This window comes from Anaerococcus rubeinfantis (assembly GCF_001487145.1).
GTDB classification, from domain to species: domain Bacteria; phylum Bacillota; class Clostridia; order Tissierellales; family Peptoniphilaceae; genus Anaerococcus; species Anaerococcus rubeinfantis.
Genome location: NZ_LN913016.1, coordinates 878,918 through 905,037, shown reverse-complemented (window position 1 = coordinate 905,037; position 26,120 = coordinate 878,918). Strand labels below are relative to the sequence as shown.

32 protein-coding genes, 1 pseudogene and 1 riboswitch are annotated in these 26,120 nt (G+C 29.0%); of the genes and pseudogenes, 28 read left to right on the top strand and 5 right to left on the bottom strand.

Annotated elements, in window-relative coordinates; translation table 11 throughout:
* Positions 1 to 77 precede the first annotated feature (77 nt).
* The 13 genes and pseudogenes from BN3265_RS05265 (at position 78) to BN3265_RS05205 (ending at position 11,624) form a co-directional block, all read left to right on the top strand.
* Positions 78 to 1,285 (top strand): annotated as a pseudogene (locus BN3265_RS05265) (quaternary amine ABC transporter ATP-binding protein).
* On the top strand, positions 1,278 to 2,120 hold the full coding sequence (locus BN3265_RS05260; protein WP_058990505.1) for an ABC transporter permease: 843 nt from the start codon (positions 1,278 to 1,280) through the stop codon (positions 2,118 to 2,120). Before BN3265_RS05265 ends, BN3265_RS05260 begins: the two are co-directional and overlap by 8 nt.
* Positions 2,121 to 2,134: 14 nt before the next feature.
* Positions 2,135 to 3,016 (top strand): glycine betaine ABC transporter substrate-binding protein, encoded by an 882-nt coding sequence (locus BN3265_RS05255; RefSeq protein ID WP_058991292.1) that lies wholly within the window; start codon positions 2,135 to 2,137, stop codon positions 3,014 to 3,016.
* Positions 3,017 to 3,075: 59 nt separating this feature from the next.
* The gene (locus BN3265_RS05250; protein ID WP_058990504.1) at positions 3,076 to 3,882 is read left to right on the top strand and encodes a C39 family peptidase; all 807 of its coding nucleotides are present in this window, start codon (positions 3,076 to 3,078) and stop codon (positions 3,880 to 3,882) included.
* Positions 3,883 to 3,892: 10 nt separating this feature from the next.
* On the top strand, positions 3,893 to 5,164 hold the full coding sequence (locus BN3265_RS05245) for a ClC family H(+)/Cl(-) exchange transporter (protein ID WP_058990503.1): 1,272 nt from the start codon (positions 3,893 to 3,895) through the stop codon (positions 5,162 to 5,164).
* Positions 5,165 to 5,346: 182 nt separating this feature from the next.
* A complete protein-coding gene (brnQ, locus tag BN3265_RS05240; RefSeq protein WP_058990502.1) occupies positions 5,347 to 6,711 on the top strand; it encodes a branched-chain amino acid transport system II carrier protein in 1,365 nt (454 codons plus the stop codon).
* 65 nt (positions 6,712 to 6,776) lie between these two features.
* Positions 6,777 to 7,118, top strand: coding sequence for a histidine triad nucleotide-binding protein (locus tag BN3265_RS05235; protein ID WP_058990501.1), 342 nt, complete (start codon positions 6,777 to 6,779; stop codon positions 7,116 to 7,118).
* A gap of 39 nt (positions 7,119 to 7,157) precedes the next feature.
* On the top strand, positions 7,158 to 7,337 hold the full coding sequence (gene rpsU / locus BN3265_RS05230; RefSeq protein WP_004838985.1) for a 30S ribosomal protein S21: 180 nt from the start codon (positions 7,158 to 7,160) through the stop codon (positions 7,335 to 7,337).
* 134 nt (positions 7,338 to 7,471) lie between these two features.
* Positions 7,472 to 7,584, top strand: a riboswitch (FMN riboswitch).
* A gap of 74 nt (positions 7,585 to 7,658) precedes the next feature.
* Entirely contained in the window at positions 7,659 to 8,738 is a 1,080-nt protein-coding gene (ribD, locus tag BN3265_RS05225) for a bifunctional diaminohydroxyphosphoribosylaminopyrimidine deaminase/5-amino-6-(5-phosphoribosylamino)uracil reductase RibD (RefSeq protein WP_058990500.1), read from the top strand.
* Entirely contained in the window at positions 8,719 to 9,342 is a 624-nt protein-coding gene (locus tag BN3265_RS05220; RefSeq protein WP_058990499.1) for a riboflavin synthase, read from the top strand. Before ribD ends, BN3265_RS05220 begins: the two co-directional genes overlap by 20 nt.
* 6 nt (positions 9,343 to 9,348) lie before the next feature.
* Positions 9,349 to 10,563, top strand: coding sequence for a bifunctional 3,4-dihydroxy-2-butanone-4-phosphate synthase/GTP cyclohydrolase II (locus BN3265_RS05215; protein WP_058990498.1), 1,215 nt, complete (start codon positions 9,349 to 9,351; stop codon positions 10,561 to 10,563).
* Positions 10,564 to 11,022 carry a 6,7-dimethyl-8-ribityllumazine synthase gene (gene ribH, locus BN3265_RS05210; RefSeq protein WP_004838691.1) on the top strand — a complete coding sequence of 153 codons (459 nt, stop codon included), beginning with the start codon at positions 10,564 to 10,566 and terminating at the stop codon, positions 11,020 to 11,022.
* Positions 11,019 to 11,624, top strand: coding sequence for an HAD family hydrolase (locus tag BN3265_RS05205; protein ID WP_058990497.1), 606 nt, complete (start codon positions 11,019 to 11,021; stop codon positions 11,622 to 11,624). The genes ribH and BN3265_RS05205 overlap by 4 nt, the downstream gene beginning before the upstream one ends.
* Positions 11,625 to 11,651: 27 nt before the next feature.
* Here BN3265_RS05205 and BN3265_RS05200 read toward each other — a convergent pair whose 3' ends face one another.
* Positions 11,652 to 12,197, bottom strand: coding sequence for a DUF3793 family protein (locus BN3265_RS05200; RefSeq protein ID WP_058990496.1), 546 nt, complete (start codon positions 12,195 to 12,197; stop codon positions 11,652 to 11,654).
* A 4-nt stretch (positions 12,198 to 12,201) separates the two neighbouring features.
* Positions 12,202 to 12,636, bottom strand: a complete 435-nt coding sequence (locus BN3265_RS05195) for a flavodoxin (RefSeq protein ID WP_058990495.1) — start codon at positions 12,634 to 12,636, stop codon at positions 12,202 to 12,204.
* A gap of 269 nt (positions 12,637 to 12,905) precedes the next feature.
* Here BN3265_RS05195 and dhaK point away from each other — a divergent pair, with 269 nt between their 5' ends.
* The 3 genes from dhaK to dhaM are packed head-to-tail and all read left to right on the top strand — an operon-like array spanning position 12,906 to position 14,884.
* The gene (gene dhaK, locus BN3265_RS05190) at positions 12,906 to 13,892 is read left to right on the top strand and encodes a dihydroxyacetone kinase subunit DhaK (protein WP_058990494.1); all 987 of its coding nucleotides are present in this window, start codon (positions 12,906 to 12,908) and stop codon (positions 13,890 to 13,892) included.
* Between the two features lies 1 nt (position 13,893).
* Positions 13,894 to 14,493 carry a dihydroxyacetone kinase subunit DhaL gene (dhaL, locus tag BN3265_RS05185; protein ID WP_058990493.1) on the top strand — a complete coding sequence of 200 codons (600 nt, stop codon included), beginning with the start codon at positions 13,894 to 13,896 and terminating at the stop codon, positions 14,491 to 14,493.
* Complete coding sequence (gene dhaM, locus BN3265_RS05180; protein ID WP_058990492.1) at positions 14,486 to 14,884, top strand: dihydroxyacetone kinase phosphoryl donor subunit DhaM; 399 nt, start codon at positions 14,486 to 14,488, stop codon at positions 14,882 to 14,884. The genes dhaL and dhaM overlap by 8 nt, the downstream gene beginning before the upstream one ends.
* On the opposite strand, the gene rsmI is transcribed toward dhaM, so the two are convergent.
* Together rsmI and BN3265_RS05170 are read right to left on the bottom strand one after the other, a co-directional pair.
* Positions 14,876 to 15,694: a 16S rRNA (cytidine(1402)-2'-O)-methyltransferase gene (rsmI, locus tag BN3265_RS05175; RefSeq protein WP_058990491.1), complete on the bottom strand. Its 819-nt coding sequence runs from the start codon at positions 15,692 to 15,694 to the stop codon at positions 14,876 to 14,878. The two genes, dhaM and rsmI, sit on opposite strands and share 9 nt — an antisense overlap.
* A complete protein-coding gene (locus BN3265_RS05170; protein ID WP_058991291.1) occupies positions 15,684 to 16,385 on the bottom strand; it encodes a tRNA1(Val) (adenine(37)-N6)-methyltransferase in 702 nt (233 codons plus the stop codon). Before BN3265_RS05170 ends, rsmI begins: the two co-directional genes overlap by 11 nt.
* A gap of 122 nt (positions 16,386 to 16,507) precedes the next feature.
* On the opposite strand from BN3265_RS05170, the gene glmM reads away from it, so the two are divergent.
* The 10 genes from glmM to BN3265_RS05120 all read left to right on the top strand — a co-directional run bounded on the left by glmM (position 16,508) and on the right by BN3265_RS05120 (position 22,182).
* The gene (glmM, locus tag BN3265_RS05165; protein ID WP_058990490.1) at positions 16,508 to 17,848 is read left to right on the top strand and encodes a phosphoglucosamine mutase; all 1,341 of its coding nucleotides are present in this window, start codon (positions 16,508 to 16,510) and stop codon (positions 17,846 to 17,848) included.
* Positions 17,848 to 18,168 carry a hypothetical protein gene (locus tag BN3265_RS05160; RefSeq protein ID WP_058990489.1) on the top strand — a complete coding sequence of 107 codons (321 nt, stop codon included), beginning with the start codon at positions 17,848 to 17,850 and terminating at the stop codon, positions 18,166 to 18,168. Before glmM ends, BN3265_RS05160 begins: the two co-directional genes overlap by 1 nt.
* A gap of 79 nt (positions 18,169 to 18,247) precedes the next feature.
* A complete protein-coding gene (gene rpmG, locus BN3265_RS05155; RefSeq protein ID WP_004816546.1) occupies positions 18,248 to 18,397 on the top strand; it encodes a 50S ribosomal protein L33 in 150 nt (49 codons plus the stop codon).
* 14 nt (positions 18,398 to 18,411) lie between these two features.
* Complete coding sequence (gene secE / locus BN3265_RS05150; RefSeq protein WP_004838712.1) at positions 18,412 to 18,594, top strand: preprotein translocase subunit SecE; 183 nt, start codon at positions 18,412 to 18,414, stop codon at positions 18,592 to 18,594.
* A 7-nt stretch (positions 18,595 to 18,601) separates the two neighbouring features.
* Entirely contained in the window at positions 18,602 to 19,195 is a 594-nt protein-coding gene (gene nusG / locus BN3265_RS05145) for a transcription termination/antitermination protein NusG (protein WP_058990488.1), read from the top strand.
* Between the two features lie 62 nt (positions 19,196 to 19,257).
* Positions 19,258 to 19,692 carry a 50S ribosomal protein L11 gene (gene rplK, locus BN3265_RS05140; protein WP_058990487.1) on the top strand — a complete coding sequence of 145 codons (435 nt, stop codon included), beginning with the start codon at positions 19,258 to 19,260 and terminating at the stop codon, positions 19,690 to 19,692.
* A gap of 37 nt (positions 19,693 to 19,729) precedes the next feature.
* Positions 19,730 to 20,440, top strand: coding sequence for a 50S ribosomal protein L1 (gene rplA / locus BN3265_RS05135; protein WP_058990486.1), 711 nt, complete (start codon positions 19,730 to 19,732; stop codon positions 20,438 to 20,440).
* A gap of 200 nt (positions 20,441 to 20,640) precedes the next feature.
* Positions 20,641 to 21,189: a 50S ribosomal protein L10 gene (rplJ, locus tag BN3265_RS05130; protein WP_058990485.1), complete on the top strand. Its 549-nt coding sequence runs from the start codon at positions 20,641 to 20,643 to the stop codon at positions 21,187 to 21,189.
* 45 nt (positions 21,190 to 21,234) lie between these two features.
* The gene (gene rplL / locus BN3265_RS05125; protein WP_058990484.1) at positions 21,235 to 21,618 is read left to right on the top strand and encodes a 50S ribosomal protein L7/L12; all 384 of its coding nucleotides are present in this window, start codon (positions 21,235 to 21,237) and stop codon (positions 21,616 to 21,618) included.
* Positions 21,619 to 21,732: 114 nt separating this feature from the next.
* Entirely contained in the window at positions 21,733 to 22,182 is a 450-nt protein-coding gene (locus BN3265_RS05120) for a Fur family transcriptional regulator (RefSeq protein WP_058990483.1), read from the top strand.
* A 57-nt stretch (positions 22,183 to 22,239) separates the two neighbouring features.
* Here the strand turns inward: BN3265_RS05120 and BN3265_RS05115 are convergent, their stop codons facing one another.
* Entirely contained in the window at positions 22,240 to 22,950 is a 711-nt protein-coding gene (locus BN3265_RS05115) for a heparan-alpha-glucosaminide N-acetyltransferase domain-containing protein (RefSeq protein ID WP_058990482.1), read from the bottom strand.
* Between the two features lie 84 nt (positions 22,951 to 23,034).
* Between BN3265_RS05115 and BN3265_RS05110 the strand changes: the two genes are divergently transcribed.
* Positions 23,035 to 24,324 (top strand): bifunctional folylpolyglutamate synthase/dihydrofolate synthase, encoded by a 1,290-nt coding sequence (locus BN3265_RS05110; RefSeq protein ID WP_058990481.1) that lies wholly within the window; start codon positions 23,035 to 23,037, stop codon positions 24,322 to 24,324.
* A gap of 258 nt (positions 24,325 to 24,582) precedes the next feature.
* On the top strand, positions 24,583 to 26,112 hold the full coding sequence (locus tag BN3265_RS05105; protein ID WP_058990480.1) for a YfcC family protein: 1,530 nt from the start codon (positions 24,583 to 24,585) through the stop codon (positions 26,110 to 26,112).
* Positions 26,113 to 26,120: the final 8 nt, after the last annotated feature.

Here is a 26,120-nt window from a genome sequence, read left to right as displayed (position 1 = left end):
ATATTTAATTATTATTGAATATCTTGAAATAATTGATTATAAACAGTATAACGAATCATGACTTAAGTTTATAAAAAATGTTAGGAGGTATTTTGTCTGTAAAAATAAAAGTAAGAGAATTGACAAAAATTTTTGGAAATAATCCAAAAAAAGGGATAGATTTATTAAAAGAAGGAAAATCAAAAAAAGAAATTTTAGATCAAACCGGACTTACGGTTGGAGTAAATAGGTGCTCATTCGATGTTGAAGATGGAGAATTATTTGTAATAATGGGTCTATCTGGTTCAGGAAAATCAACTTTAATTAGATTGATAAATAGAATGATAGAACCTACATATGGAGATATTTTTATTGATGATGAAAATATTTCAGAATTGAACGAGGAAGATTTAAGAAATGCAAGACGAGAAAAAATGTCTATGGTTTTTCAAAATTTTGCACTTTTTCCTCATTACACTATTTTGAAAATGCAGCCTATGGACTTACAATAAAAAACGGAAAAAGTGAAAAAGCAAACAAAAAAGCAATGGAAGCTTTAAAGCTTGTTGGTCTTGAAGGATATGAAGATCAATATCCTGACCAATTATCTGGAGGTATGCAACAAAGAGTAGGACTTGCTCGTGCTCTTGCAACTGATACAGATATTTTAATTATGGATGAGGCTTTCTCAGCCTTAGATCCTTTAATTAGAAAAGAAATGCAAGATGAACTTGTTTACTTGCAAAGTGAAATGAAAAAAACTGTTTTATTTATAACTCATGATTTGAATGAAGCTTTAAAAATTGGAGATAAAATTGCAGTTATGAAAGACGGATCACTTCTTCAAGTTGACACTCCAGAAAGACTTTTATCTCACCCTAAAAATGATTTTATCAGAGAATTTGTCCAAGATGTTGATAGGTCAAAAGTTCTTACAGCAAGTAATGTAATGATTAGACCAGATACAATTAATATTAATAGGCACGGACCAAAGGCGGCCCTTTCAAAAATGCTTAGAAGTGGAAATTCTAGTATTTTTGTTGTAAATAACAAAAGAGAGCTTTTGGGTTATGTTCTTGCAGAAGACGCTTCAAATGCTTATGCAAAAGGACAAAAAAATCTAGATGGAATTTTAAAAGATGATATGTTAAAAATTGGCATGGATTATCCTTTGGAAGATATTGTTGTTGATATTCAAGATGCAAAAATTCCAATTTGTGTTATGGATGGAGATATTTTTAAGGGAATAATCATAAAAGGAACAGTTCTTGCAGCATTATCAAGAGATGAGGTGGAAAATGAATAATATACCAAGCATACCCTTAGTAGAATTTATTGATAAGTTAGTAGATTGGTTAAGAATTCATGCAGCCTTTATTTTTAATCCAATTAGAGATTTTATAAATTTCATGGTGGAATTTTTTATAAAAATATTTTCAATTTTTCCTCCATTAATTTTTATAATTTTAGTAACACTTTTAGCTTTTTATTTGACGAAAAAAATCAAAGGAATTACAATTTTTGCCCCAATTTCATTACTTTTGATTTGGAATTTAAAATATTGGGATGAGATGATTATAACTTTATCTATTGTTATAACTTCAGCTCTTATTGCTATAATTCTTGGAGTTCCTTTGGGAATTTGGACTTCAAAAAATAAAACTGCAGAAAAAATTATTATGCCTATTCTAGATTTTATGCAAACTATGCCGGCCTTTGTTTATTTGATTCCAGCAGTTTCATTTTTTGGAATAGGAATGGCACCAGGAGTTATTTCTTCTGTAATATTTGCTATGCCACCAGCAGTAAGGATGACAAATCTTGGAATAAAAGAAGTGCCAAATGATTTGGTAGAAGCGGCTGATTCTTTTGGATCAACTTCTAAACAAAAATTATTTGAGCTTGAACTTCCTATGGCAAAACCATCAATAATGGCAGGAGTTAACCAAACTTTGATGCTAACTTTATCAATGGTGGTTGTAGCTTCAATGATAGGAGCTCCTGGCCTTGGAAATGTAATTTATACATCAGTATCAAGAAATGATGTTGGAGTAGGTTTTGCATCAGGGATTGCCATAGTTATTCTTGCAGTTATTCTTGATAGGTTAACTCAAGCTTTCAGCAAGAAAAATTCTAGATGAAAGTAGGTGATAGAGTGATTAAGAAAAAAATAATTTCTATAATTACAATCCTTGCTTTAATACTTGTTGGATGTAATTCAAATGATGAAAATAATAAAGAAGTAAATTTTGATTATGCACCAAATGATTATGTCATTGGAATCGAGCCAGGATCTGGGACAATGCTTGCAGCAAACCAGGCTATGGAAGATTATGGACTAGATCAAAAATTAACTACAGGTTCATCTTCAGTTATGACTCAACTTCTTGGAGATGCAATAAGACAAAAAGCTCCAATTGTTGTAACGGGTTGGACTCCTCACTGGAAATTTGCAAAATATGATTTGAAATTTTTGAAAGATCCAAAGGGATCTTTTGGAAAGCCTGAAGAAATTCATACTCTAGCAAGAAAAGATCTAAAAAAAGATAAGCCGAATGCTTATAAATTGTTGGATAATTTTTATTGGACAGTGGATGATATGCAAGAAGTTTTAGTCGACTTAAACGATGGCATGGATATAAAAGATGCTTCTAGAAAATGGGTCGATAATAATCAAGATAGGGTTCAAAAAATGTATGAGGGAGTTGACAGATCAAATGGTGAAGTTATAAGTCTTGCTCATGCAACTTGGGATAGTGAGCTTTCTAGTGCCTACGTTTTAAAAAATATTTTGGAAGATTACGGATTTGAAGTAAGGATGATGGCAGTTGAAGTTGGTCCTTTGTTTGCAGCTATTGCATATGGCTCAGCCGATGTTACACCGTCAGCTTGGCTTCCTCAAACTCACAAAAATTATATAGAAAAATACGGAGATATGATTGATGATTTGGGTCCAAATTTAAAAAATGCAAAAATAGGATTTGTAGTTCCAGCTTATATGGAGATAGATTCAATAGATGAATTAAAAGATTATTAAGATTAGTCGTGATTATTCACGGCTTTTTTTATTTTTTAAATTTATGATATTATAAAGATATGAAAAAATTTTTTAAAACTATTTTTACTTTGATTTTTCTGTTTATAATTTTCCTTTCAGTAAAATCACTTTCAACTGGTGGAGGGGTTGATGATTTGCTTGGTCTTGTTTTTAGCCAGGATAAAACTGATGATATGGATAAATTATATAAAAATATAGAAAAACATAAAGATGATAACGATAAAACTAATTGGATATATGAAAATTTTGATAATCTTTCAGATAAAGAGATTTATCTTGTTGGCAATGATATAGATACTAGTGAATTTGTTTATAATTTAGAAAATAAGATTTGGGATTTCGAGTATTATCCTGGAGAAAGTGAAAATTTTAATAGAAAAACTCCATATTTTCTCCAATGGGATAACAGGTGGGCTTATAATATTTTGGGAAATTCAAATATAGGTTTTGCTGGATGTGGTCCTACTTCTATGGCCATGGTTTTAAAAAGATTAAATCCAGATTCTGATATATCTCCTATAAATATTGCCCAAGATGCAAATTCTTATATGGGACCAGATGGAATTGAATGGAAATTTTTTGAAGATGAAGCCCACAAATATGGTCATAATATTGAAAATATTTCTAATAATAAAAAAGATATAGTAGATGCTCTTGATAGGGGAAGTCTTATTGTTTCTGTAAATAAAGGAAATTTTACTTTATTTGGTCATATTTTGGTTATTGATTCTTATAAATTTGGAAGATTTGTTATAAATGATCCAAATTCTATAAAAAATTCAAAAAAAACTTGGTCGTACGGAACTTTAGAAGATCAAATAGCAAATATTTGGTTGGTTTATTAAAGAGGTTAGGATGAAAAAAAGAATATCTTATAAATTATTATTAATTTCAATTGTAATAGGCCTTTGTGCAGGACTTGTTGTAAGTTTGTTTAGGATTTTAATTCCTAAAATAATGGGACTTATTTTAAATTTGCTAGAATTTGGGCAAGAAAGTTTTATTAAATCTATTATTTTTGTTTGTGTTTTTATTTTTATTGGCTTTTTGGTTTCAATTTCTGTAGATAAGGAGCCAATGATTGGTGGAAGTGGAATTCCTCAAATTTCTGGAAAACTTTTAAATAAATTGGATTATAGTGCTATATCTTGTCTTATAAATAAAATTTTTGGAGGAATACTTGCTATAGGTTCTGGCCTAACTTTGGGAAGAGAAGGCCCTTCAGTTCAAATTGGAGGATCTTTGGGTGAGGTCATGGCTCATATTTTCAAATTAGATGAAGAGGATACGAAAATAATGATTATTGGATCATCTGCTTCTGGTATTACAAGTGCCTTTACAGCACCAATTTCTGCCATAGCCTTTGCCCTTGAAGAGTTGATGAAAAAAACTTCAAGAATAAATTTTATTTACATAACATCAACTATTATTTCATCAAGCATTGTTACAAGCCTTATTATTGGAAATAATCCAGTAATAAAAATAAATAATCATTTAAATTTACCAATGAGTTTTTGGATTCACCTAATTTTACTTGGAATTTTGGTTGGATTTTCTTCTCTTTTATTTAATAAGGGAATATTGTATGGGAAAAGAATCTATAAAAAATTACCAATTTCACAAAGAATAAAATCAATATTTCCATTTTTTATTACAAGTTTATTTTTACTTTTTGATTCTAGACTTTTGGGAAGTGGAGAAAATTTTATAGCTCTCGCCCAAGGAGAAAATGTTAGCTTATGGACTTTGATTTACTTTTATTTTATGAAATTGTTGCTTTTGCTAATAGCTTTTTGTTCTGGAATTCCAGGAGGTATATTTTTCCCCTTGTTAGCAATGGGATCTTTATTGGGAAATTTTTATGGATCAATTTTATTTGATTTAAATTTAATTGGACAAAATGAAATTATAATTTTTTCAATGCTTGCTATGGCAGCTCATTTTGCATCAATTGTAAGGGCGCCGCTTACTGGTATGTTTTTAATAATAGAAATGACAGGCGGAAGAATTGATTTTTTCCTACCTATAATAATAGTTTGCCTTGTAGCTTATCTTGTTACAGAAAATTTCCATAATGAACCAATATATGAATCTTTACTTGATATAATGGTGAAAAATAATTCTTAATAAAAATTTGAGACTGATTGAATTTTATTCTAATTTAATCAGTCTTTTTTATGAAATTTTGTAAAATTTTTCTAATATATATATTTTAAAATTTTATGGACTTGTGTTATAATTTTTTTAAATATATTTTGTATAAAATTAGGAATAATTATATAAATATAAATTTTATTTAGGGGAATGATATGAAAAAGAAACTTAATTTCAACCAGACTTTATTGGTTGGATCCTTATTATTTGGTCTATATTTTGGAGCAGGAAATTTAATTTTTCCAATCGAATTGGGACAAAATTCAGGATATAACTTATATAAAGTTGTTTTAGGCTTTATAATAAGTGGGGTAGGACTTCCGCTTTTGGGAGTTGTAGCAAGTGCTATTTCGAAAAATGACAGCTTATTTGAAATGGGAAAGACTGTGGGAAATAAATTTGCGTATTTTTTTACAACAGCCTTGTATTTGACAATTGGACCATTTTTTGCAATTCCAAGAACATCTACTGTAGCCTTTGAGGTAGGAATTGCATCAAATATTTCAGAAGAAAAAATAAAATTATTTTTATTTATTTTTTCATTGATATTCTTTCTTATAGTTTTAGCATTTGCTTTAAAGCCAGGAAAAATCATGGATAATATTGGAAAAATTTTGACTCCTACATTTTTGATTCTTTTATCAATTTTGGTTTTATTTTCAATTTTTAAACCAATGGGAGCTCTTGGTCAAAATGAACCGATAAAAATTTATCGAAATAATCCCTTGTTTAAAGGAATTCTTGATGGATATAACACTATGGATGCTCTAGCAAGTCTTGCTTTTGCAATAATTATAATTTCAAGTATTAGAAATCTTGGAGTAACAGATTCAAATCAAGTTGCCAAGGAAACTTTAAAAAGCGGACTTATTTGTCTAATAGCTATGAGTACGGTTTATGTTTCACTTGCCTTCATGTCTTCATCATCTGTAAATATTATGGATCTTGGTAATAATGGTGGAAGGATTTTATCCCATATTTCTTTTTATTATTTAGGGAATTTTGGTAAAATTTTGCTTGCAGCTATTGTAATAGTAGCATGTTTAAAAACAGCAATCGGTTTAATTATTGCTTGCTCTCAAATTTTTATGGAGATGTATCCAAATTCACTTTCATATAAAACATATGCAATAATTTTTACCTTTATTTCATTTTTAATAGCAAATCTAGGCCTTCAAAAAATAATCAGCCTATCAATACCAGTTTTGATGTACTTGTATCCACTTGCTATTGTTTTGATATTTTTGTCCTTGGCGTATCCATTAATTGGGAAAAATAAAAAAATATTTACTTTTACAATTTTATTTACAGCAATATTTTCTATATTTGATTTTTTAAAGGCTTTGCCAGAAAATATTTCAAAAACAGAATCTATAAGTAAAATTGTTGATTTTGCAAAAGATTATCTACCAGCTTTTGATTTAGGATTTGGTTGGTTTGTTCCAGCTTTAGTCGGATTAATTTTGGCTTTAATAATAATTTTTGTAAAAAAAGAAAAGTTAAAAGAAATAAATTTGTAAAAATAATAAAAAAATTTTACCTTTTTATTAAAATATGATATTATATTTATCAATGGGGGTGAAGTATGGACTGTGTATTTTGCAAGATTGCTGATGGAGAGATACCATCAGATGTAATCTATGAAGATCAAAAAGTAATTGCATTTAATGATCTAGATCCACAAGCACCTATCCATTTTCTTGTTATACCAAAAAAACACATAGAAAGTTTGGCTAAATTAGACGAAGAAGATAAAGATATAGTTTCTCATATCTTTATGGTTATTAAAAAAATAACTGAAGATCTAAATGTAGCAGAAGATGGCTACAGAATAGTCAACAACACAGGAGAGGACGGAGGACAAACTGTTAAGCACATGCATTTTCATGTTTTAGCAAAAAGGTCCTTACAATGGCCACCAGGTTGATTTCAAACTTAATTGTGTGATACGAGAGGGGGGATAGAGATGACAGAGATTAAAGTTGGAGAAAATGAATCAATTGACAGTGCAATTAAAAGATTCAAAAGACAATGCGCAAGATCCGGTGTTCTTACAGAATACAGAAAAAGAGAACACTACGAAAAGCCAAGCCTAAAGAGAAAAAAGAAATCTGAGGCAGCAAAGAGAAAAAAAAGAAGAAAATAGTAATTTAAGGCCCGTTCGGGTCTTTTTTTATTGGAAAATTTAAGTGATTTGAATGAGCTTTAAATAATTTTATTCTATGTAAACGATTGACAAAATTAAAATTTGTATTATAATAAAAGTGTAAATAAAATAACACAATTCTTCAGGGCGGGGTGTGATTCCCCACCGGCGGTAAAGTCCGCGAGCTTTTTGCTGAATAGGTGAAATTCCTATACCGACAGTATAGTCTGGATGAGAGAAGATTTATTAATTTTTCTTTTGAAATAATCAGGGTCCCTGGAAGGGATCTTTTCTTTTGCCTAGAATTGTGGAGGAGGCAAGATGAATGATAAATATTATATGAGAAAATGTTTTGAACTTGCAAAAAAAGCAAGTGGAAAAACTTTAAGAAATCCACTCGTTGGTGCAGTTCTTGTAAAAAATGAAAAAATTATATCAACAGGCTTTCACCCTGAATATGGGAAAGTCCATGCTGAGGTTGATTGTTTTAATAAGCTAAAAGAAAATGCAGATGGAGCTGTTTTATATGTAAATTTAGAGCCATGTTCTCACTATGGAAAGCAAGGTCCTTGTACTTTAGAAATTATAAAAAGAAATATTAAAAAAGTTATAATTTCGAATATTGATACAAATCCAAAAGTAGATGGCTTAAAAGTTTTAAGAGAAAATGGTATTGAAGTTCAAACAGGTTTACTTGAAGATGAGGGAAAAAAATTAAATGAAAAATTTTTCTTTAATATCAAATATAACAGACCATTAATCGCTCTTAAATATGCCCAAACATTGGATGGGAAAATTTCTTCAAGTACAAATGATTCAAAATGGATTTCAAATGAATTTTCTAGAGAATATGTTCACAAATTAAGAAATGATTATGATGCAATAATTGTAGGAAAAAATACCTTGATTCACGATAATCCTTCCTTAAATTCAAGGGTAGAAGGAGGAGTTGATCCAGTTAGAATAATTGTTGATACAAATCTTGAAATTGAAAAAAATTATAAGAATTACAAGATTTTTAGTTTGGATAGTGATAAAAAAACTTATATAGCTACATGCAAAGATAGTGATAATCCTGATTTAAATATAATTAAATGCAAAATGAAAAATAATCATGTTGACCTTGTGGATTTGGTAAATAAGCTTTATGAAATGAATATAGGATCAATTTTAGTTGAAGGTGGATCAAAGCTAAATTATGGATTTTTAGAAGAAGGTTTGGTTGATAAAATTTATGAATTTATTTCACCAAAAGTCATAGGAGGATTTGATTCAAAATCTCCTTTTTATGGAAAAGGAGTTGATAAAATTAAGGATGCCTATGAGTTTGAAATAGAAGATGTAAAAAGATTTGATGATAATATTATGATTGAGGCTAAAAATGTTCACTGGAATATCTGAAGAAATGGGAAAAATTTTATCTTTTAAAAAGATAAATGACCATGTTCAAATTGAGGTTGAAGCAAATATTGTTTTAGAAGGTACAAAACTTGGGGACTCAATAATGACTGATGGGGTTTGTCTTACTGTGACAGAAATTAATGATAAAACTTATAAGGCAGATCTTATGAATGAAAGTTTAAAAATGACCAAATTTAATAATTCTTATGTAAACAAAAAAGTAAATCTAGAAAGAGCCCTAAGACTTTCCGATAGACTTGACGGTCATATAGTCCAAGGTCATGTTGATGGAGTTGGTAAAATTAAAAATATTAGAGAAAATGTATTTACAATTTCAGCAAGTCCAGAAATTTGCTCTTTGATTGTAAAAAAAGGTTCTGTAGCTCTTGATGGAATTTCTCTTACCGTTTCAGATGATAAGAACACAAGTTTTCAGGTTGCTCTTATTCCTGAAACACTTGAAAGAACTAATTTTAAATATAAAAAAATTGGTGATGAAATAAATATTGAAACTGATATTATAAATAGATTTATCCAAAAATCTATGGCATATAAAAAAGAAGAAAGGTTGGATAGAAACTTTTTATTGGAAAATGGTTTTTAAAAAAATATGGAAGAGATTATAAAAGCATTACAAAATAACGAGATAATTATAGTAACAGATAATGAAGATAGGGAAAATGAAGCTGATATGATTTGTGCTGGTGAAAATGTAACTGGCGAGATGATAAATATCATGGCAAAATATGGCAGAGGTTTGATTTGTACTCCAATTGGAAAAAATATTGCCAAACAATTTGATCTTAATATGATGGTTGAAAATAACACTGATAACCACCAAACAGCCTTCACAGTTTCAATTGATCATGTTAATACAAAAACAGGAATTTCAGCTTTTGAAAGAGCAGAAACCATAAGAGCTCTTGCTGATGATAATACTAAAGCAAGTGATTTTAGAAGACCTGGTCATGTATTTCCTCTTGTTGCAAAAGATGGGGGAGTTTTGGAAAGAGATGGTCACACTGAAGCTACAATAGATTTGATGAAAATTTCGAATTTAAAAGAAATCGGCTTATGTTGTGAAATTATGGCTGATGATGGTCATATGTTAAGAGGAAAAGCTGTAGTTGAGCTTGCTGAAAAACTAGGAATGAAAATGACAAGCGTTGCAGAAATTAAAAAATATATCAAAGAAAATAAGATAGATTTTTCAAAAAATGAAGAAGATTTTTTAGAAAAAACAAATATAATCAACCTTCCAACAGACCATGGAAAATTTAAGGCTATAAGTTTTTATGACAAAATTGAAAATAAAGAACACCTTGCTTTGATAAAGGGAAAAGTTGATGGAGAAAATATTTTAACAAGAATTCATTCAGAATGTTTGACTGGTGATGTATTCGCATCAAATAGGTGTGATTGTGGAAATCAACTGCACAAGGCAATGGAGATGATTGATGATAATGGATCAGGAATAATTCTTTATCTAAGACAAGAAGGAAGAGGAATTGGTTTATTTAATAAAATAAAGGCTTATCATCTTCAAGAAGAAGGATACGATACTGTAGATGCAAATTTAAAACTAGGTTTTGCTCCAGATTTAAGAAATTATAAGATAGCTTGTTTGATGTTAAAGGAATTAGGAGTAAAATCAATTGATTTAATGACTAATAATCCTGATAAAATCGAACAAGTGGAAAAATACGATATAAAAGTAAATAAAAGAGTTCCAATAGAAATTCATTCAAACCATATAGATAGGGTTTATTTGAAAACAAAAGCTGACAGAATGGGTCATGATTTAAGAGAATTTAAGGAGAGATAAATGAAAGAATATAGTGCAAATTTAGTATCAAATGGAAAAAAATATGCAATTGTAGTTGCAAGATTTAATCATTTTATAACAGATAGGCTCGTGGAAGGTTGTCTTGATACACTAAAAAGACATGAAGTAAAAGATGAAGAAATAGAACTTGTAAGAGTTCCGGGTGCTTTTGAAATTCCTCTTGCAGCAAAAAAATTGGCACATAAGGATTATGATGCTGTAATTTGTTTGGGAGCAGTTATAAGAGGAGATACTTCTCATTATGATTATGTTTGTTCTGAAGTTTCAAAAGGAATTGCAAATGTATCTCTTGAAAGTGGAAAACCAATTATTTTTGGAGTTGTAACAACAGATACAATCGAGCAAGCTGTTCAAAGAGCGGGAACAAAAGCAGGAAACAAGGGAAGTGATGCAGCTATATCTGCAATTGAAATGGCAAATCTAATGGATCTTATATGAAAATAATTTTTGACTTTGATGGTACTATCCATAAAAGTGACGAAATTTATGAAAAAGCATTTTATGATTGCCTAAAAAAATATAAAATTAAAAAACCAAGTCTTGACCCAAAATCATATCTTGGCTATCCTCCAAGAAAAATTTGGGACGATTTTCTAGACGATTCCTATGATAAAGAAAAATTAATAGAAACAACAGGAAATTTCATGATAGAAAACATGAAAGATTTTGGTTCTTTATACGATGATACAGAAAAAGTATTAAATATCCTAAAAAATAAACACGAACTGATAATTTTATCATCTTGCTCTAAAAAATATATAGATAGTGCAAGAAAAATATACAATTTAGATTCTTATTTTGAAAAATATCTGGTAGGTGAAAACTACGATTATAAATCAAAAGCTGAAATTATAAAAATAGAAAAAATCGATAAATTTGTAATAGTAGGAGATAGGCTCTCCGATGTTAAAGCTGGAATTTTAAATAATAATATATCCATTTTTGCAAAATACGGCTACGGAAAAGAAAAAGAAGGAGAGCTTGCAGATATTAAAATAGAAAAAATAAGTGATCTTTTAAAAATAAAGGCCTTGAGTTAAAACTCAAAGCCTTTTTTATGTGAATTGTTAACTAAGGCAAAGTTTACTTATATCTTTGTAACGTTCGAACAGGATTTTATAAGATTTTTTTATGTTATTGTAATTATTAAAAATTTTCATTTTTTGATCTTCGTTGGCATAGACTTTCCAATATCCATTTATAAGAAATTTACTTCCCTTATTTTCAATAAAACCAATTACATCTTCTAATGGATATCCAAGAAAAATGCCGATTTCGTGTGGAAAATTTTCGATTTTATATCTTAATTTCAAATGATTTATGCATTGGTTTAGGTCATTTGTTTTGTAGCCAAATGACTCTAGGAGAGATTTTGTTTTTGTTTCATTTAATACGTATTTTAGCTTGTGAGGTCTGTATGCATAAATTTGAGCAGAAGATTTATTGTTATTAAGTATTTCCACGTAGACATTTTTTTCATTAAGTACTTGGTTCCACTCAAAAACCATTTTTTCTATATTTATATTTTTAGTATTTTTAAAAGTAAACAAACTGGCTAATTTTTTATTAGCTAAAGTTTGCGATGCATAATCAATTAACAATTCTTCGTTCATAATTTTAACCTAAGGCTTTAGATAAATCTATTGCTGCCTTTCTACATTCTTCCAAAGCTTCATCATTAGGATTATCATAGGCAATAAGACCGTCACGAACTAAATTTATACCATCATTTTTACATCTATCTTGCCAAATATCCATCCATTCGCCATCAGCCCATTGGTAAGATCCAAAAATCAAAACAGGTTTATTTGAAAGAAAATTTTCAACATTTTCAAACATTGGTTCAAATTCAGTTTCTTCTAATTCTTCACTACCCATAGCAGGGCAACCAAAAGCAAATCCATCATATTCTTCGATTAAATCTTTTGTGAAAGAATTTGGATCAAGCATTTCTACATCTAAATTATTTTTTTTAAGTTCTTCAAAAATTTCATTGGCCATAGCTTCAGTATTTCCAGTACCAGACCAATAAACAATAGCAACTTTCTTCATAAAATTAAATTTTCTCCTTTAAAATCAAAATATTTATTTGATATTGATAACCTATATCAATATCTAAGCAAATAATATATTATTTTTCTCATTGTGTCAAGCGATTTTTTATTTATTTTTATAATATTATAAAAAAATATTGAGATTGCATTGTTTTCCAAAAGATTTTTCTAGATTTATCTTTTAATTTTTTATTCTAATCTTATTGTAAAAACAAGAATTATAATTTTTTTATTTGGGTATATTCTTACTAAGAAAGGGTGGTATTTATGAAAAAAATAATTAATGATAAGGATCTGATTTTAAGTCAAATGTTAAAAGGACTTCAAAAAGCAAATGATGACAAGGTAAAAATAAACGAAGACTTAAAAATTGTTTACAGAAAAGATCTGCCAATTAAAGGAAAGGTAGGTTTAATTTCTGGAGGTGGAAGTGGCCACGAACCAGCTCACGCAGGCTATGTTGGTGATGGTATGCTAGATTGTGCAATTTGTGGAGAAATTTTTACATCTCCAACACCTGACCAAGTTTTAGAAGCGATAAAACTTGCTGATTCTGGGGAAGGTGTCTTTATGGTTGTAAAAAATTATACGGGCGATGTCATGAATTTTGAAATGGCAAAAGATATGGCAGAGATGGAAGGCATCAAAGTAGATTATATTATTGTAAATGATGATGTTGCAGTTGAAGATTCTACCTATACAACTGGAAGAAGAGGAATTGCGGGAACTGTTTTTGTTCACAAAGTTTTGGGCGCTATGGCAAGAGAAGGAAAAAGTTTAGATGAAATGAAAGCTATGGCAGAAAAAATTGTAAAAAATATAAAATCTATGGGTATGGCTATTAAACCTTGTATTAATCCAATTTCCGGAAAAGAAAGCTTTGAATTATCTGAAGAAGATATGGAAATTGGAATTGGAATTCACGGTGAACCTGGTATAAAACAAGAAAAAATTAAAAGTGCTGATGAAATTTCAAAAGAGCTTTTAGACTATATTTTAAAAGATTTTGAAAATCTTGATGGAGATTTTGTTTTGATGGTTAATGGCATGGGTCAAACAACCGAAATGGAACTATTTGTCGTAAATAATTTCTGTCATGATTATTTGAAAGAAAAAAATATAAATATTAAAAAAACATTCCTTGGTAATTTTATGACTAGTATGGATATGGCTGGATTTTCTTTGACCTTGTTTAAGGTTGATGAGGAAATTTTAAAATTATTAGAAGAAGATGTAGTTATTGTTAGGGGATAAGATGGATATAGAAAAAATAAAAAATAGGATAATAAATTTATCGGACACCATAATAGAAAACGAAGAATATCTTACAGATTTGGACAGGGCAATTGGTGATGGTGATCATGGTTATAATATGGCTAAAGGGTTTAGAAAAGTTAAAGTTGCTATGAATGAAGATTTTAGGGATTTAAAAACTCTCTTTAATAAAATTGCCATGACTTTAATTTCAAATGTTGGAGGGGCAAGTGGTCCTTTGTATGGAACTTTTTTTATGAAATTTGCTCAATCTTTGGATGGAGAAATAAGTTTGAATAAGGATACTTTTTCAAAAGCTTTTTCTGATGGAGTTGATGGGGTAATTATGAGAGGTAAGGCTCAAGTTGGAGATAAAACTATGGTTGATGTACTCTCACCAGTGTCAGAAGCTTTGAAAAATAATTTGAGTTTTGATGAAATTTTAAAACTTGCAGAAGAAAAAATGGAAGCAACCAAAGATATTAAGGCACGAAAAGGTAGGGCTGCATATCTTGGAGAAAGATCAATAGGACATATTGATCCGGGTGCTTATTCATCTTTTTTGTGTATAAAAAGTACAATAGGAGAAATAGATGGTTAATATTTTATTAGCAAGCCACAGCAAAAAATTAGCAGAAGGTCTAAGAGAAATTCTTCTTCAAATGGCACCAGGAGTAGAAATTATTACAAGTGGTGGCGATAATGATGGTAATATTGGATCTAATTTTGATGAAATAAATGAGCTTATAGGAAAATATGCTAAAGATGATGGACTTGTTGTATTTTTTGATTTGGGTTCATCTATGCTTAATTGTCAAATGGCTATAGATATGCTTGATGAAGAAAAAAAATCCAAAGTTTATCTTGCAGGCACACCTTTAATTGAAACAAGTGTTCAAACAGCAGTAAATGCATCAGCAGGACAAAGTTTGGATGAAATAGTTTCTTATTTAAAAACTTATCCGGTAAATAAATTGGATAATTTAGTCTAAACTTATGACAAAATCATAAATTTCATTTTTTGAAAAAGGGGTGGATTTTTTCAAGGATTTTACTATATCTTTGGTAGATTCACCTTCTTTTTTCATTTTTAAAATCTTATCTTTATAGGAAGTGATATCTAAATTCTCTTCCTTCTTATTTTTTTCTAAAATCAGAACAAATTCCCCCTTCAAGGTTAAATCTTCTATATTAATATCTTTAATTTTAAAAATCTGATATTGCTCAAATTTTTTGCTAAGCTCTCTTGTAATAGCAAGATTTCTTTGAGGAAATATTTTTTTAAAATCATTTATGGTATTTTCTAAATTATGGGGAGTATCAAATAAAATACAAGTCTTATTTTCTTTTTCTAACTCATTATATAATTTTTTCTTGTCAGAGTTTTTCTTCGGAATAAAACCATAAAAAGAAAATTTATCATTGTCAAAACTACTTGCAATTAAGGCTGTAAGGATAGAAGATGGACCAGGTAAAACTGTGTAAGAAATATTTTCCTTAATGCATTCTTTAATCAAAATATGGCCTGGATCAGAAATCCCAGGCATACCTTGGTCAGTAATAACAGCATAAGTCATGCCTTCTTTTACATTTTTTATAATTTCTTCAGATTTTTGTTTTTCATTAAATTTGTGGTAGGAAGTAAGCTTTTTATTTATATCAAAATAATTTAAAAGCTTTTTGCTTTCTCTTGTATCTTCGCAAGCAATAATATCTACATTTTTTAATACATTTATTGCCCTAATTGTCATATCTTCCAAATTTCCAATTGGGGTTGGAACAAAATAAATACTATAGTCCATTTATTTCATTGACCTCCTTAGTATAATTGCTATTTTCATCATAAATTACAAGGGGGTTTTCAAATTTTAACCCATCATTTGCATTTTTTACAAATTCCATAAGAACAAAAACAGGTTTCTCGAAAGCTTTTGATTGAACGAACTTTATTCTTTTTAATTTTAAATTTCCACTTTCTTTTATAATATCAACAAGTCTTTCAGGCTTATGAATCATAAATAATTTGCCCTTATCTTTCAAAACTTTATTTGAAAATTTAAAAATATCAGAAAGATTCATTTTTATTTCTTGTCTTGAAATTAAAAATTCTTCATCCTTGTTTTTAATATTTGCTCCCTTTTTATAATAGGGAGGGTTTGTAATAATATAGTCTGTAAAATTCTCCTTAAAATTAAGCTTATTTAAATCATCATTAATAACTTCAATCTTATCAATAGAATTTATTTTTAAATTTTCCTTTAAAAGTTTTGCTTTTTCTTTTTGAATTTCAATTGAATAAACCTTATCTAAATCATAATAATAAAAAGATGCGAGAGATAAAATTCCACTTCCAGCTCCAATATCAATTAATCTTCTATTTTTTTTCATTTTTGCAAAATTTGCAAGAAGAATTGAATCAATTCCAAAAGAGTAAGATTTATCCACATGTTTCATATATAAATTTGTTTTTGGTATATAATCTAACTTTTCCATATCTAAATTATATATTAATGAAAAAATTAAGCAAAAAAATTTAACTATTCTCATTTTATAATAAATTACTTGAATCAATGGGCTTAGTAATTTATAATTAAATGTGAAAATAGGAGGAAAGTATGAAATATTTTGGAACAGATGGATTTAGGGGAGAAGCAAACCAAGACTTAACTCTTTATCATGCAATTAGAATCGGAAGATTTTTAGGATATTATTTTAATAAAGAAAACAATGGAAATGGAAAAATAGTAATAGGAAAAGATACAAGAAGATCATCATATATGTTTGAAGATGCTTTATCAGCAGGGATAACTTCATCAGGATCAGATGCTTATTTACTTCATGTTACAACAACACCTTCAGTATCATATGTGGTTAGAAGTGAAGATTTTGATTGTGGTGTAATGATAACAGCAAGCCATAATCCTTATCATGATAATGGAATTAAAATTATAAATTCTGATGGGGAAAAAATGGATGATGAATTTTTGGAAAAATTAGAAGCTTATATAGATTCAGATATAAAAGATATTGATTTAAAAATCGGTGAAGAAATTGGAAGAACTCATGATTTTATAGGTGGAAGAAATAGATATATTGCTTTTCTTATTCAAACAGTAAGTAAATCATTTAAAGGAAAAAAAGTTGGACTTGATTGTGCAAATGGTGCCGCATCATCAATAGTAAAAAGTGTTTATGATGCACTTGGAGCTGAAACTTTTGTTATTAATAACAATCCAAATGGATTCAATATAAATGTAGATTGTGGGTCAACTCATATTGAAGTTTTACAAAAATATGTAAAAGATAACAAACTTGATTGTGGATTTGCCTATGATGGAGACGCTGATAGGTGTATAGCTGTTGATGAAAATGGAGAAGTAGTTGATGGAGATGCAATTCTTTATATATGTGGAAAACACATGAAAGAAGAAGGAAATCTCGAATCAAATACAATTGTAACAACAATCATGTCAAATATTGGACTATACAAGGCTTTGGATAAATTAGGAATAAATTATTCAAAAACCCAAGTTGGAGATAAGTATGTTCATATAGAAATGAGCGAAAATGGTTATGAGTTAGGTGGAGAACAATCTGGACACATTATTTTTTCAAAATATGCAAACACTGGCGATGGAATTCTAACTTCACTTAGATTAATGGAAGCTATGATTGACAATAAAGCTAGCTTATCAGAGTTAAAAAGAGAGTTGAAAATTTACCCACAAGTATTAAAAAATGTAAGAGTAAAAGATAAAAGTGCAGTTTTATCAGATGAGTCTATAAAAAATATTATAGAAAAAGAAAGCCAAGACTTAAAAGATTCTGGAAGAATTTTAGTTAGAGAAAGCGGAACAGAACCATTAATCCGTGTTATGGCAGAAGCTGAAACAAAAGAAATAGCAAACGAAAAAGTAGATAATATAGTAGAAGCTATAGAAAAAAGTGGACTATAATGAAAGATTATCTTACAGGTAGAGAAATAAATATAAAAGAAGCTGTACTTGTAGTAGGAAATAAAATCTATTCAAAAAATTCTTATATAAGCATGGATACCAGAAAATTAGAAGGCTATCCACCAAAAGTTTTTTACGATAAAAATCACAATTTTTTAGGAAAAATGTATGATCAAAATGTTTACGAATTAGAAGACATAGAAGAAATACTTCTTGAATATAGTGATACATGTTTTTCAAATCATGACTTAGATGATCTTAGAGAATTTTTAATAAATAAAAGAAAAAAACTTTACAAAAGCTTAGAAAAAAGTCAATAAAAAATATTGACATTAAATAAAATTGATGGTAACATATATGTTTGTATGGGACTATCCATATAAATTAGGAGGTGTTTTAATGGCAGATAAAGTAAAACTAGAATGCACAGTTTGCAAAAATAGAAATTACGATACTACAAAAAACAAAAAAAACACTCAAGAAAGACTTGAGCTTAAAAAGTATTGTCCTTTCTGTAAAAAACACACTGTTCATAAAGAAACAAAATAGTAAGGAGTTTTTAAATGGCTAAGAAAAAAGACGGATTTTTTAAATCTGTTAGTAGAGAATTCAAAAAAATCACATGGCCAACAAAAAATGAAACTTTAAATTACTCATTACTTGTTATTATTGTCAGTGTGATTACAGGACTTCTCATTTGGTTATTAGATATAGTCTTTGGAAACATGCTTGGATTTTTGATGTAGGTAAGATATGACAGATTTATCTAATAACAATAGTTCAAATGAACCAAACAATACTAAAGAAGAAATTGATTCTAAAGATTCAGAAAAACAACCAAAATGGTATGTAGTTCACACATATACCGGCTACGAAAATAGGGTTAAAGATAAAATCCAAATGATGATTGATAACGAACAAAATCCTGATATCATCGATGTAACAGTGCCGGAAGAAGAGTATGTTGAAGTAAAAAATGAATCAAAGAAACTTAAAACTAGAAAATTATTTCCAGGTTATGTAATGGTTAAGATGAATATTACAAATAGATCTTGGTATATAATAAGAAATACTCAAGGTGTTACAGGATTTGTCGGACCAGATTCTAAACCAGTTCCTCTTACAAAAAGAGAAGTTAGAAAATTTGGAATAAAAGAAGACAAACCAGTATTTAATATTGATTTAAATATTGGAGACAATGTAAATATAATTCAAGGACCATTCCAAGACCTAGTAGCAGAAATAAAAGAAATTGATCCTGAAAAACAAACAATTAAAGCTTTAATTGATATGTTTGGAAGAGATACGATAATAGATTTAAGTTTCGCAGATATTGAGACAATTTAAACTGGCTTACGTAATGTAAGTGGGAGGGGTAACCCGCCAAAAACCACAAAGGAGGATTTAATATGCCAGCAAAAGAAAAAGAAGTACAAGCAAAGGTTAAATTACAAGTACCAGCAGGAAAAGCTACACCAGCACCTCCAGTAGGTACAGCACTAGGACCACACGGAATTAACATTATGGAATTCGTGCAAGCATTTAACGCAAAAACAGCTGATCAAGCAGGAATGATAATACCGGTTGAAATGACAATTTATAAGGATAGATCTTTTGATTTTATCACAAAAACACCACCAGCACCAGTATTAATCAAAAAAGCAATTGGACTTGATAAAGCAAGTGGAGAACCAAACAAAAATAAAGTTGGTTCAATAAAACTTGATCAAATTAAAGAAATAGCTGAAACTAAAATGCAAGATTTAAATGCTGCAAGCCTAGAAGCTGCAATGAGCATGATAAAAGGTACATGCAGAAGCATGGGAATTACTGTAGAAGAATAAGTGGAAGAGGAAACTCGTTATACCACAAGGAGGCAACATGGCTAAAAAAGGTAAAAAATATATAGAATCAAAAAAGGCTTTTGATACTCAAAAAGAATATGATTTATCAGAAGCATTAGATATAGTTGAAAAAACTGCAAAAGCAAACTTTGATGAAACAGTAGAATTACACGTAAGATTAGGTGTAGATTCTAGACATGCTGACCAACAAGTAAGAGGTACAGTAGTACTTCCACACGGAACTGGTAGAGATGTTAAAGTACTTGCAATTGTTAAAGACGATAAAGTTGAAGAAGCTTTAAACGCAGGTGCAGACTACGCAGGTAGTGAAGAATATACAGACAAAATTCAAAAAGAAAACTGGTTGGATTTTGATGTAATTATTACAAGCCCTGATATGATGGGACAAGTAGGAAGACTTGGTAGAGTTTTAGGACCTCAAGGATTAATGCCAAACCCAAAATCAGGTACTGTAACAAATGATATTGCTAATGCAATTAAAGAAGTAAAAGCAGGTAAAGTAGAATACAGGACAGACAAAAATAACCTTGTTCACGTACCAACTGGAAAAGTATCATTCGGAAAAGAAAAATTGTCAGACAATTTAAAAGCTTTAATGACAGCAATTGTTAAAGCTAAACCAGCTTCAGCAAAAGGAAAATATTTAAGATCAATTACTATTGCATCTACAATGGGTCCTGGAGTAAAATTATCTCCAGCTAGAGCAATGGATATGGTTGAAAAATAAAAAAATATTTGACAAGATATTTTTATAGTGATATACTATCATAGTCAAATAAATAGGCTACCAAAGACTACGGAGACTTTTTAGTTTAATTATTCCGTATAGGTGGGAATAAGAAACTACATCCCCACCGATGTAGGCATATAAGTATGCCTAATTGTGGGGATTTTTATATACCTACCAAAAGCCATAGGAGGTGAAATATGTCTGAAAAAGCTATACAACAAAAACAAGTAATTGTTAATGAAATAGTTAAAAAAATTGAAAATGCTAAATCAGTAACTCTTGTTCAGTTTGATAAAATGGACGTAAAAGAAATTACTGATTTACGTAACAATTTTAGAGATGCAAATACAGAATACAAAGTATACAAAAATACTATGATGAGATTTGCATTCCAACAACTTGGATTTGATCAATTTACAGAAGAGCTAAAAGGTTCTAACGCACTTATTTTTTCAAACGAAGAAATGGTTGATGGACCAAAAGTAGCTAGAAAATATATTGATCAAGATGAAGCAAACCAAGAAAAACTTATAATCAAATCTGGTGTAGTAGATGGAAATTACCAAACTCCAGATGAAATGCTAGCAATAGCTAAATTACCAGGACAACAAGAACTTGCTTCTATGCTTGTTAATACACTTCAAGCACCAATTAGAAAACTTGCTGGTGATTTATCACAAATCAATGCTAAACTTGTTTATGCACTTGATGCAGTTAGAGAGAAAAAAGAAAACGAAGCAGCTTAATTGCTTAATATTAAAATAATTAATTAAAATATCGGAGGATTTAAAATGTCAGAAAAAGTAACAAATTTATTAGAAGAAATTAAAGAACTTACAGTATTAGAACTATCAGAATTAGTAAAAGCATTAGAAGAAGAATTTGATGTAACAGCTCAAGCAACAGTTGCAGCAGCTCCAGTAGCAGGTGCAGCAGGAGCAGCAGATGCTGGTGCAGCAGAAAAATCAGAATTTGATGTTGTATTAAAATCAGCAGGAGCTTCAAAAATCAACGTAATCAAATTAGTTAAAGAAGTTACAGGACTTGGACTTAAAGATGCAAAAGCTTTAGTTGACGGTGCTCCAAAAGCAGTTAAAGAAGGCGTAGCTAAAGACGAAGCTGAAGAATTAAAATCAAAATTAGAAGAAGCTGGTGCAGAAGTAGAATTAGCATAGTTTCTATATTTAAAAGGGCTCAGTTTGAGCCTTTTTTTGTGTCTAAAAATTGACAGACATTATTATATAATGTATATTAATATTGAAGGATTCTAATTTTGGAAAGAGGATAATATGAAAGAAATTATAGATTCTCTTGAAAATGTCGATCAAAACGAAAAATATGAAATTGAAAAACATATTTTAAAAAAACATGGTATTAGAGTTAGTCACCAAAGACTTATGATTTTAGATTATTTAGTAAATAATAGAAATCACCCAACAGCTGATGATATTTACAAATCTTTGAAATCAAAAGATCCTATTCTTTCTCAAGCTACTGTTTATAATACTTTAAACTTATTTGTTGCAAATAATATAGCTAGTGAATTAGATTTTAATCAAAGTAGAAAAAGATATGATTTTTATCAAAAACACCATTCTCACTTTATTTGTGAAAATTGTGGAAATATTATTGACTTGAACATTGATATCGACAATCTAAAATTAGAAGGATTAGAAAACTATAAAATAAATAGTGTGGATCTAACAATTAGGGGAGTTTGTCCAAATTGTGAGAAATAAGTAAAAGCAGTTGCAAATTATAATTTTAATTTTGCAACTGCTTTTTTATTTGAATTTTTATATAATTTCAAAAATAAAATAGACAAGTCCATATATTATTACTTGGTGAAGAATATATATTTTAAGAGAATTTTGTCCTATTTTTGCTAAAGTTGAATTTCTTCCATATTTATTGTAAAAATTATTTTCAATTAAAATTTTTCCGAAAATATATCCACTAATATAGGCAAAAAACCAAGGAATTATAGGAAAATAATCTGTGGAGTGAAATGTTTTTGATGGAAATCCTAGAATAAATAAATTTTTTTCATATAAAATTGAATTTATCGCTAGATATAATATTTTTTGGTTAGCTAAATTGTAAGTTAGGATGAATAATAGGACAAAAATAGGCAATAATTTATTAGATATTTTCAAATATTTTTGAACAAAGGATATTAATACCATTGATAGTCCAAGACCGTTTAAAACTCCAAATATTATCAGTTGATCTGGTATAAAAAAATATGTTATTAGGCTAATTAAAATTCCTAATAGAGAAATTATTATTCCTCTTTTTAAATTTTTTTTCCAATCTAGAAAATTTGAGCTTATTCCAGATATTATAAAAAATGATATGGCAATTGATAGTTGCCATATTTTGTTTATGTAAAAATTATTGTACCAAAGAAGGTCTTTGTATAAGCTTATATCATAAAAAAGGTGGAATAAAACCATAGATATAATTGTAAACCCTCTAAACTTATCTAAAATATAGTTTCTTTTCATTTTAAATCCTCAATCTATATGTTTATTATTATTTTACTTTATTTTTTAATATTATATAATATTTGTGTTAAGAAAGAGGTAAAGATGATTAAAGATAAAGATTATTATTTGGATTGGATATACGATAGAGGAAATTCTGCTGGAAAAAGAAGGGACTTATCAGCAATAAAGGCCTTATTAAATGAACTCAATAATCCTCAAGATAAATTAAGGGTTATTCATATTGCAGGAACAAATGGAAAGGGTTCAACTGCCAATTTTATAGCAAGTACTTTGGCTCAAAAAGTTAGGTGTGGACTTTTTACTTCTCCTTATATGGTTGAAATTAATGAAGAGGTCAAAATAAATGGAAAGTCTATTAGTGATCAAGATTTTTTCTATTATATAGAAATGATTAAGCCAATTTGTGAAAAGCTTGATAAAATAGAATTAAAAAATACTTATTTTGAAGTTATGACAGCTTTAATGTATAAGTATTTTTATGATAAAAAAGTGGATGTATGTGTAGTTGAAACTGGACTTGGTGGAAGATTGGATTCTACAAATATTGTAAAAAAACCTCTAGCAAGTCTTATTACAACAATTTCTATGGACCACACTAATATTTTGGGAAATACTCTCGAAGAGATAGCTCAAAACAAGGCGGGAATAATAAAAGAAAATGTACCTGTATTTGTTTATCCTCAAAAAAAACTGGCTTTAGATATTATTAGAAAAGAAGCTTGTGAAAAAAATGCAAGAATATATGATTTTAAATTTGATGAAATAAAGATAAAAAATGAAAATGAAAGTTTCAATGAATTTGATTTTAGGTCTTATAAAAATATAAAAACTTCTTTGATTGGAAAAGTTCAAATATATAATGCATGTAATGCTATAAATTTATTGGATTATTTTAAGGATGAATTTAATCTAGATGAAGAAACAATTAAAAGAGGAATTTATGAAAGTACCAATCCTGGACGTTTGCAAATAATTTCTAAAGATCCAAAAGTTTTGATTGATGGAAGTCACAACAAAGAATCAATTGATGCCCTAATAAATTCTTTGAAAAATTTTCATTATGACAAACTTATTGTTGGCTTTTCTGTTTTAAAAGATAAGAATTATAGGTATATTATTGATAAATTATCAAAACTTGCTGATGAAATTGTTATAACAAGTGTCGATAATCCTAGGGCTTTTGAAATTGATGAACTTGAAAAAATTGTAAAAGAAAATTTTTTAAATGTAAGAGCGTTTAAAGATATAAAAAAAGCATATGAATACACAAAATCAAAGGCAGGTTCTAATGATTTAGTGTTGTGGTGTGGGTCTTTGTATCTTGTTGGAGAAATTTTGAAGTTTGAAAATTTTTATAAAAATCTATATTAATTAATAAATACCAAATTTTTAAATTTGAATTTGGTATTTTTATTTTGTTAAAATATAAGATGTGAATATTTTAAGTATTTGTATTATTTTTATTAAAAACTATTAATAAAAATCGAAAATAGATAATATAATGTGATAAAATATTATATACAAAAATTACTTGCAAAAGTAGGTCAAACTTTTAGCGTGATTATAATAAATTACTAAATTATTGACAATCTTGCCGAAAAAATGTATGCTTATTCCTGGAGGTAGTATATGAATAATATATTTAATAAAAAAAAGAAGAAGAAAGTTAAATTTCCTTCAGCTTTTACTGTTTTGTTTATTGTATTGGTATTAGCTGCAATTTTAACTTATATAGTTCCTGCAGGTTCTTATGATAGGTTAGAATATAACAAGGAAGAAAATGTATTCCTAAAAACAGGAATTGATGGTAGTGAAGATAAGTTTCCAGCAAAACAAGAGACTTTGGATAAGTTAAAAGTAACTGTTCCACTAAAAAGTTTCGTTAATGAAGATATTAAAAAACCTGTAGCAATACCAGGTTCTTATCATAAACTAGACCAACACCCTCAAGGATTTTTGAAAGTTGCCAGGGCACCAATTGATGGTATAGCAGATTCTATTGGAATTATTGTTTTTGTTTTAATTCTTGGTGGTTGTATTGGTGTTTTAAATAAGACTGGAACTTTTGATGCAGGAATTGCTGCTTTATCTAAACTTACTGAGGGAAAAGAGTTTTTGATGGTAGCAATTTTATCTAGCATTGTTGCTCTCGGTGGAACAACATTTGGAATGGCAGAAGAAACTATAGCCTTTTATCCAATTTTATTGCCAATATTTTTAGCTTCTGGTTTTGATGCTATTGTAACGATTGCTGCAATTTATATGGGTTCATCAATTGGAACAATGTTTTCAACAACAAATGCTTTTTCAGTTGTTGTTGCATCAAATGCAGCGGGTATTTCTTTTAAAGAAGGCATGGGAATAAGAATTATAAGTTTAATTTTAGCCCAAGCCATCACACTTTGGTATATCTATAGATATTCAAAAAAAGTAAAGGAAGATCCATCCAAATCTATAGTGGCAGAAGACATGCCAAGAATTAAAGACCAATATTTAAAAGGATATGACCCTGAAAATGTAGCTCCATTTAATTTTAGAAGAATAGCCATGCTTGTAGTATTTATGCTAGCTTTTCCAATTATGATTTATGGAGTTATGAATCTTGATTGGTGGTTTGAAGAGATGTCAACCTTGTTTTTGGTTGTAGGAATTTTGCTAATAGTTTTATCTGGCTTATCAGAACAAGATGCAGTTGGATCATTTCTAGATGGTGCTGCTGATTTGGTTTCGGTTGCATTAATTATTGGAGTTGCTAGGGGAATAAATATAATACTAGACGATGGAATGATTTCTGATACAATGTTATATAATGCATCAAACATAATTAGTGGAATTAATGGAGTATTATTCTCATCAGTACAAATGATTCTATTTTCATTCCTTGGAATATTTATCCCATCATCTTCAGGACTTGCGACCTTATCAATGCCAATTATAGCTCCACTTGCAGATACCGTTTCACTAGGAAGAGATGTTGTAGTTTCAGCCTACAATTTCGGTCAAGGCTGGATGGCAATAATTGCACCAACAGGATTAATTTTGGCAACATTGGAGATGGTAGATGTTTCATATAACAAATGGGTTAAATTTATTGCACCATTGATGGGAATATTATTAGTTTTAGCTATAGTTATGTTAGGAATTCAAACTGTAATATAAGGGGAGAG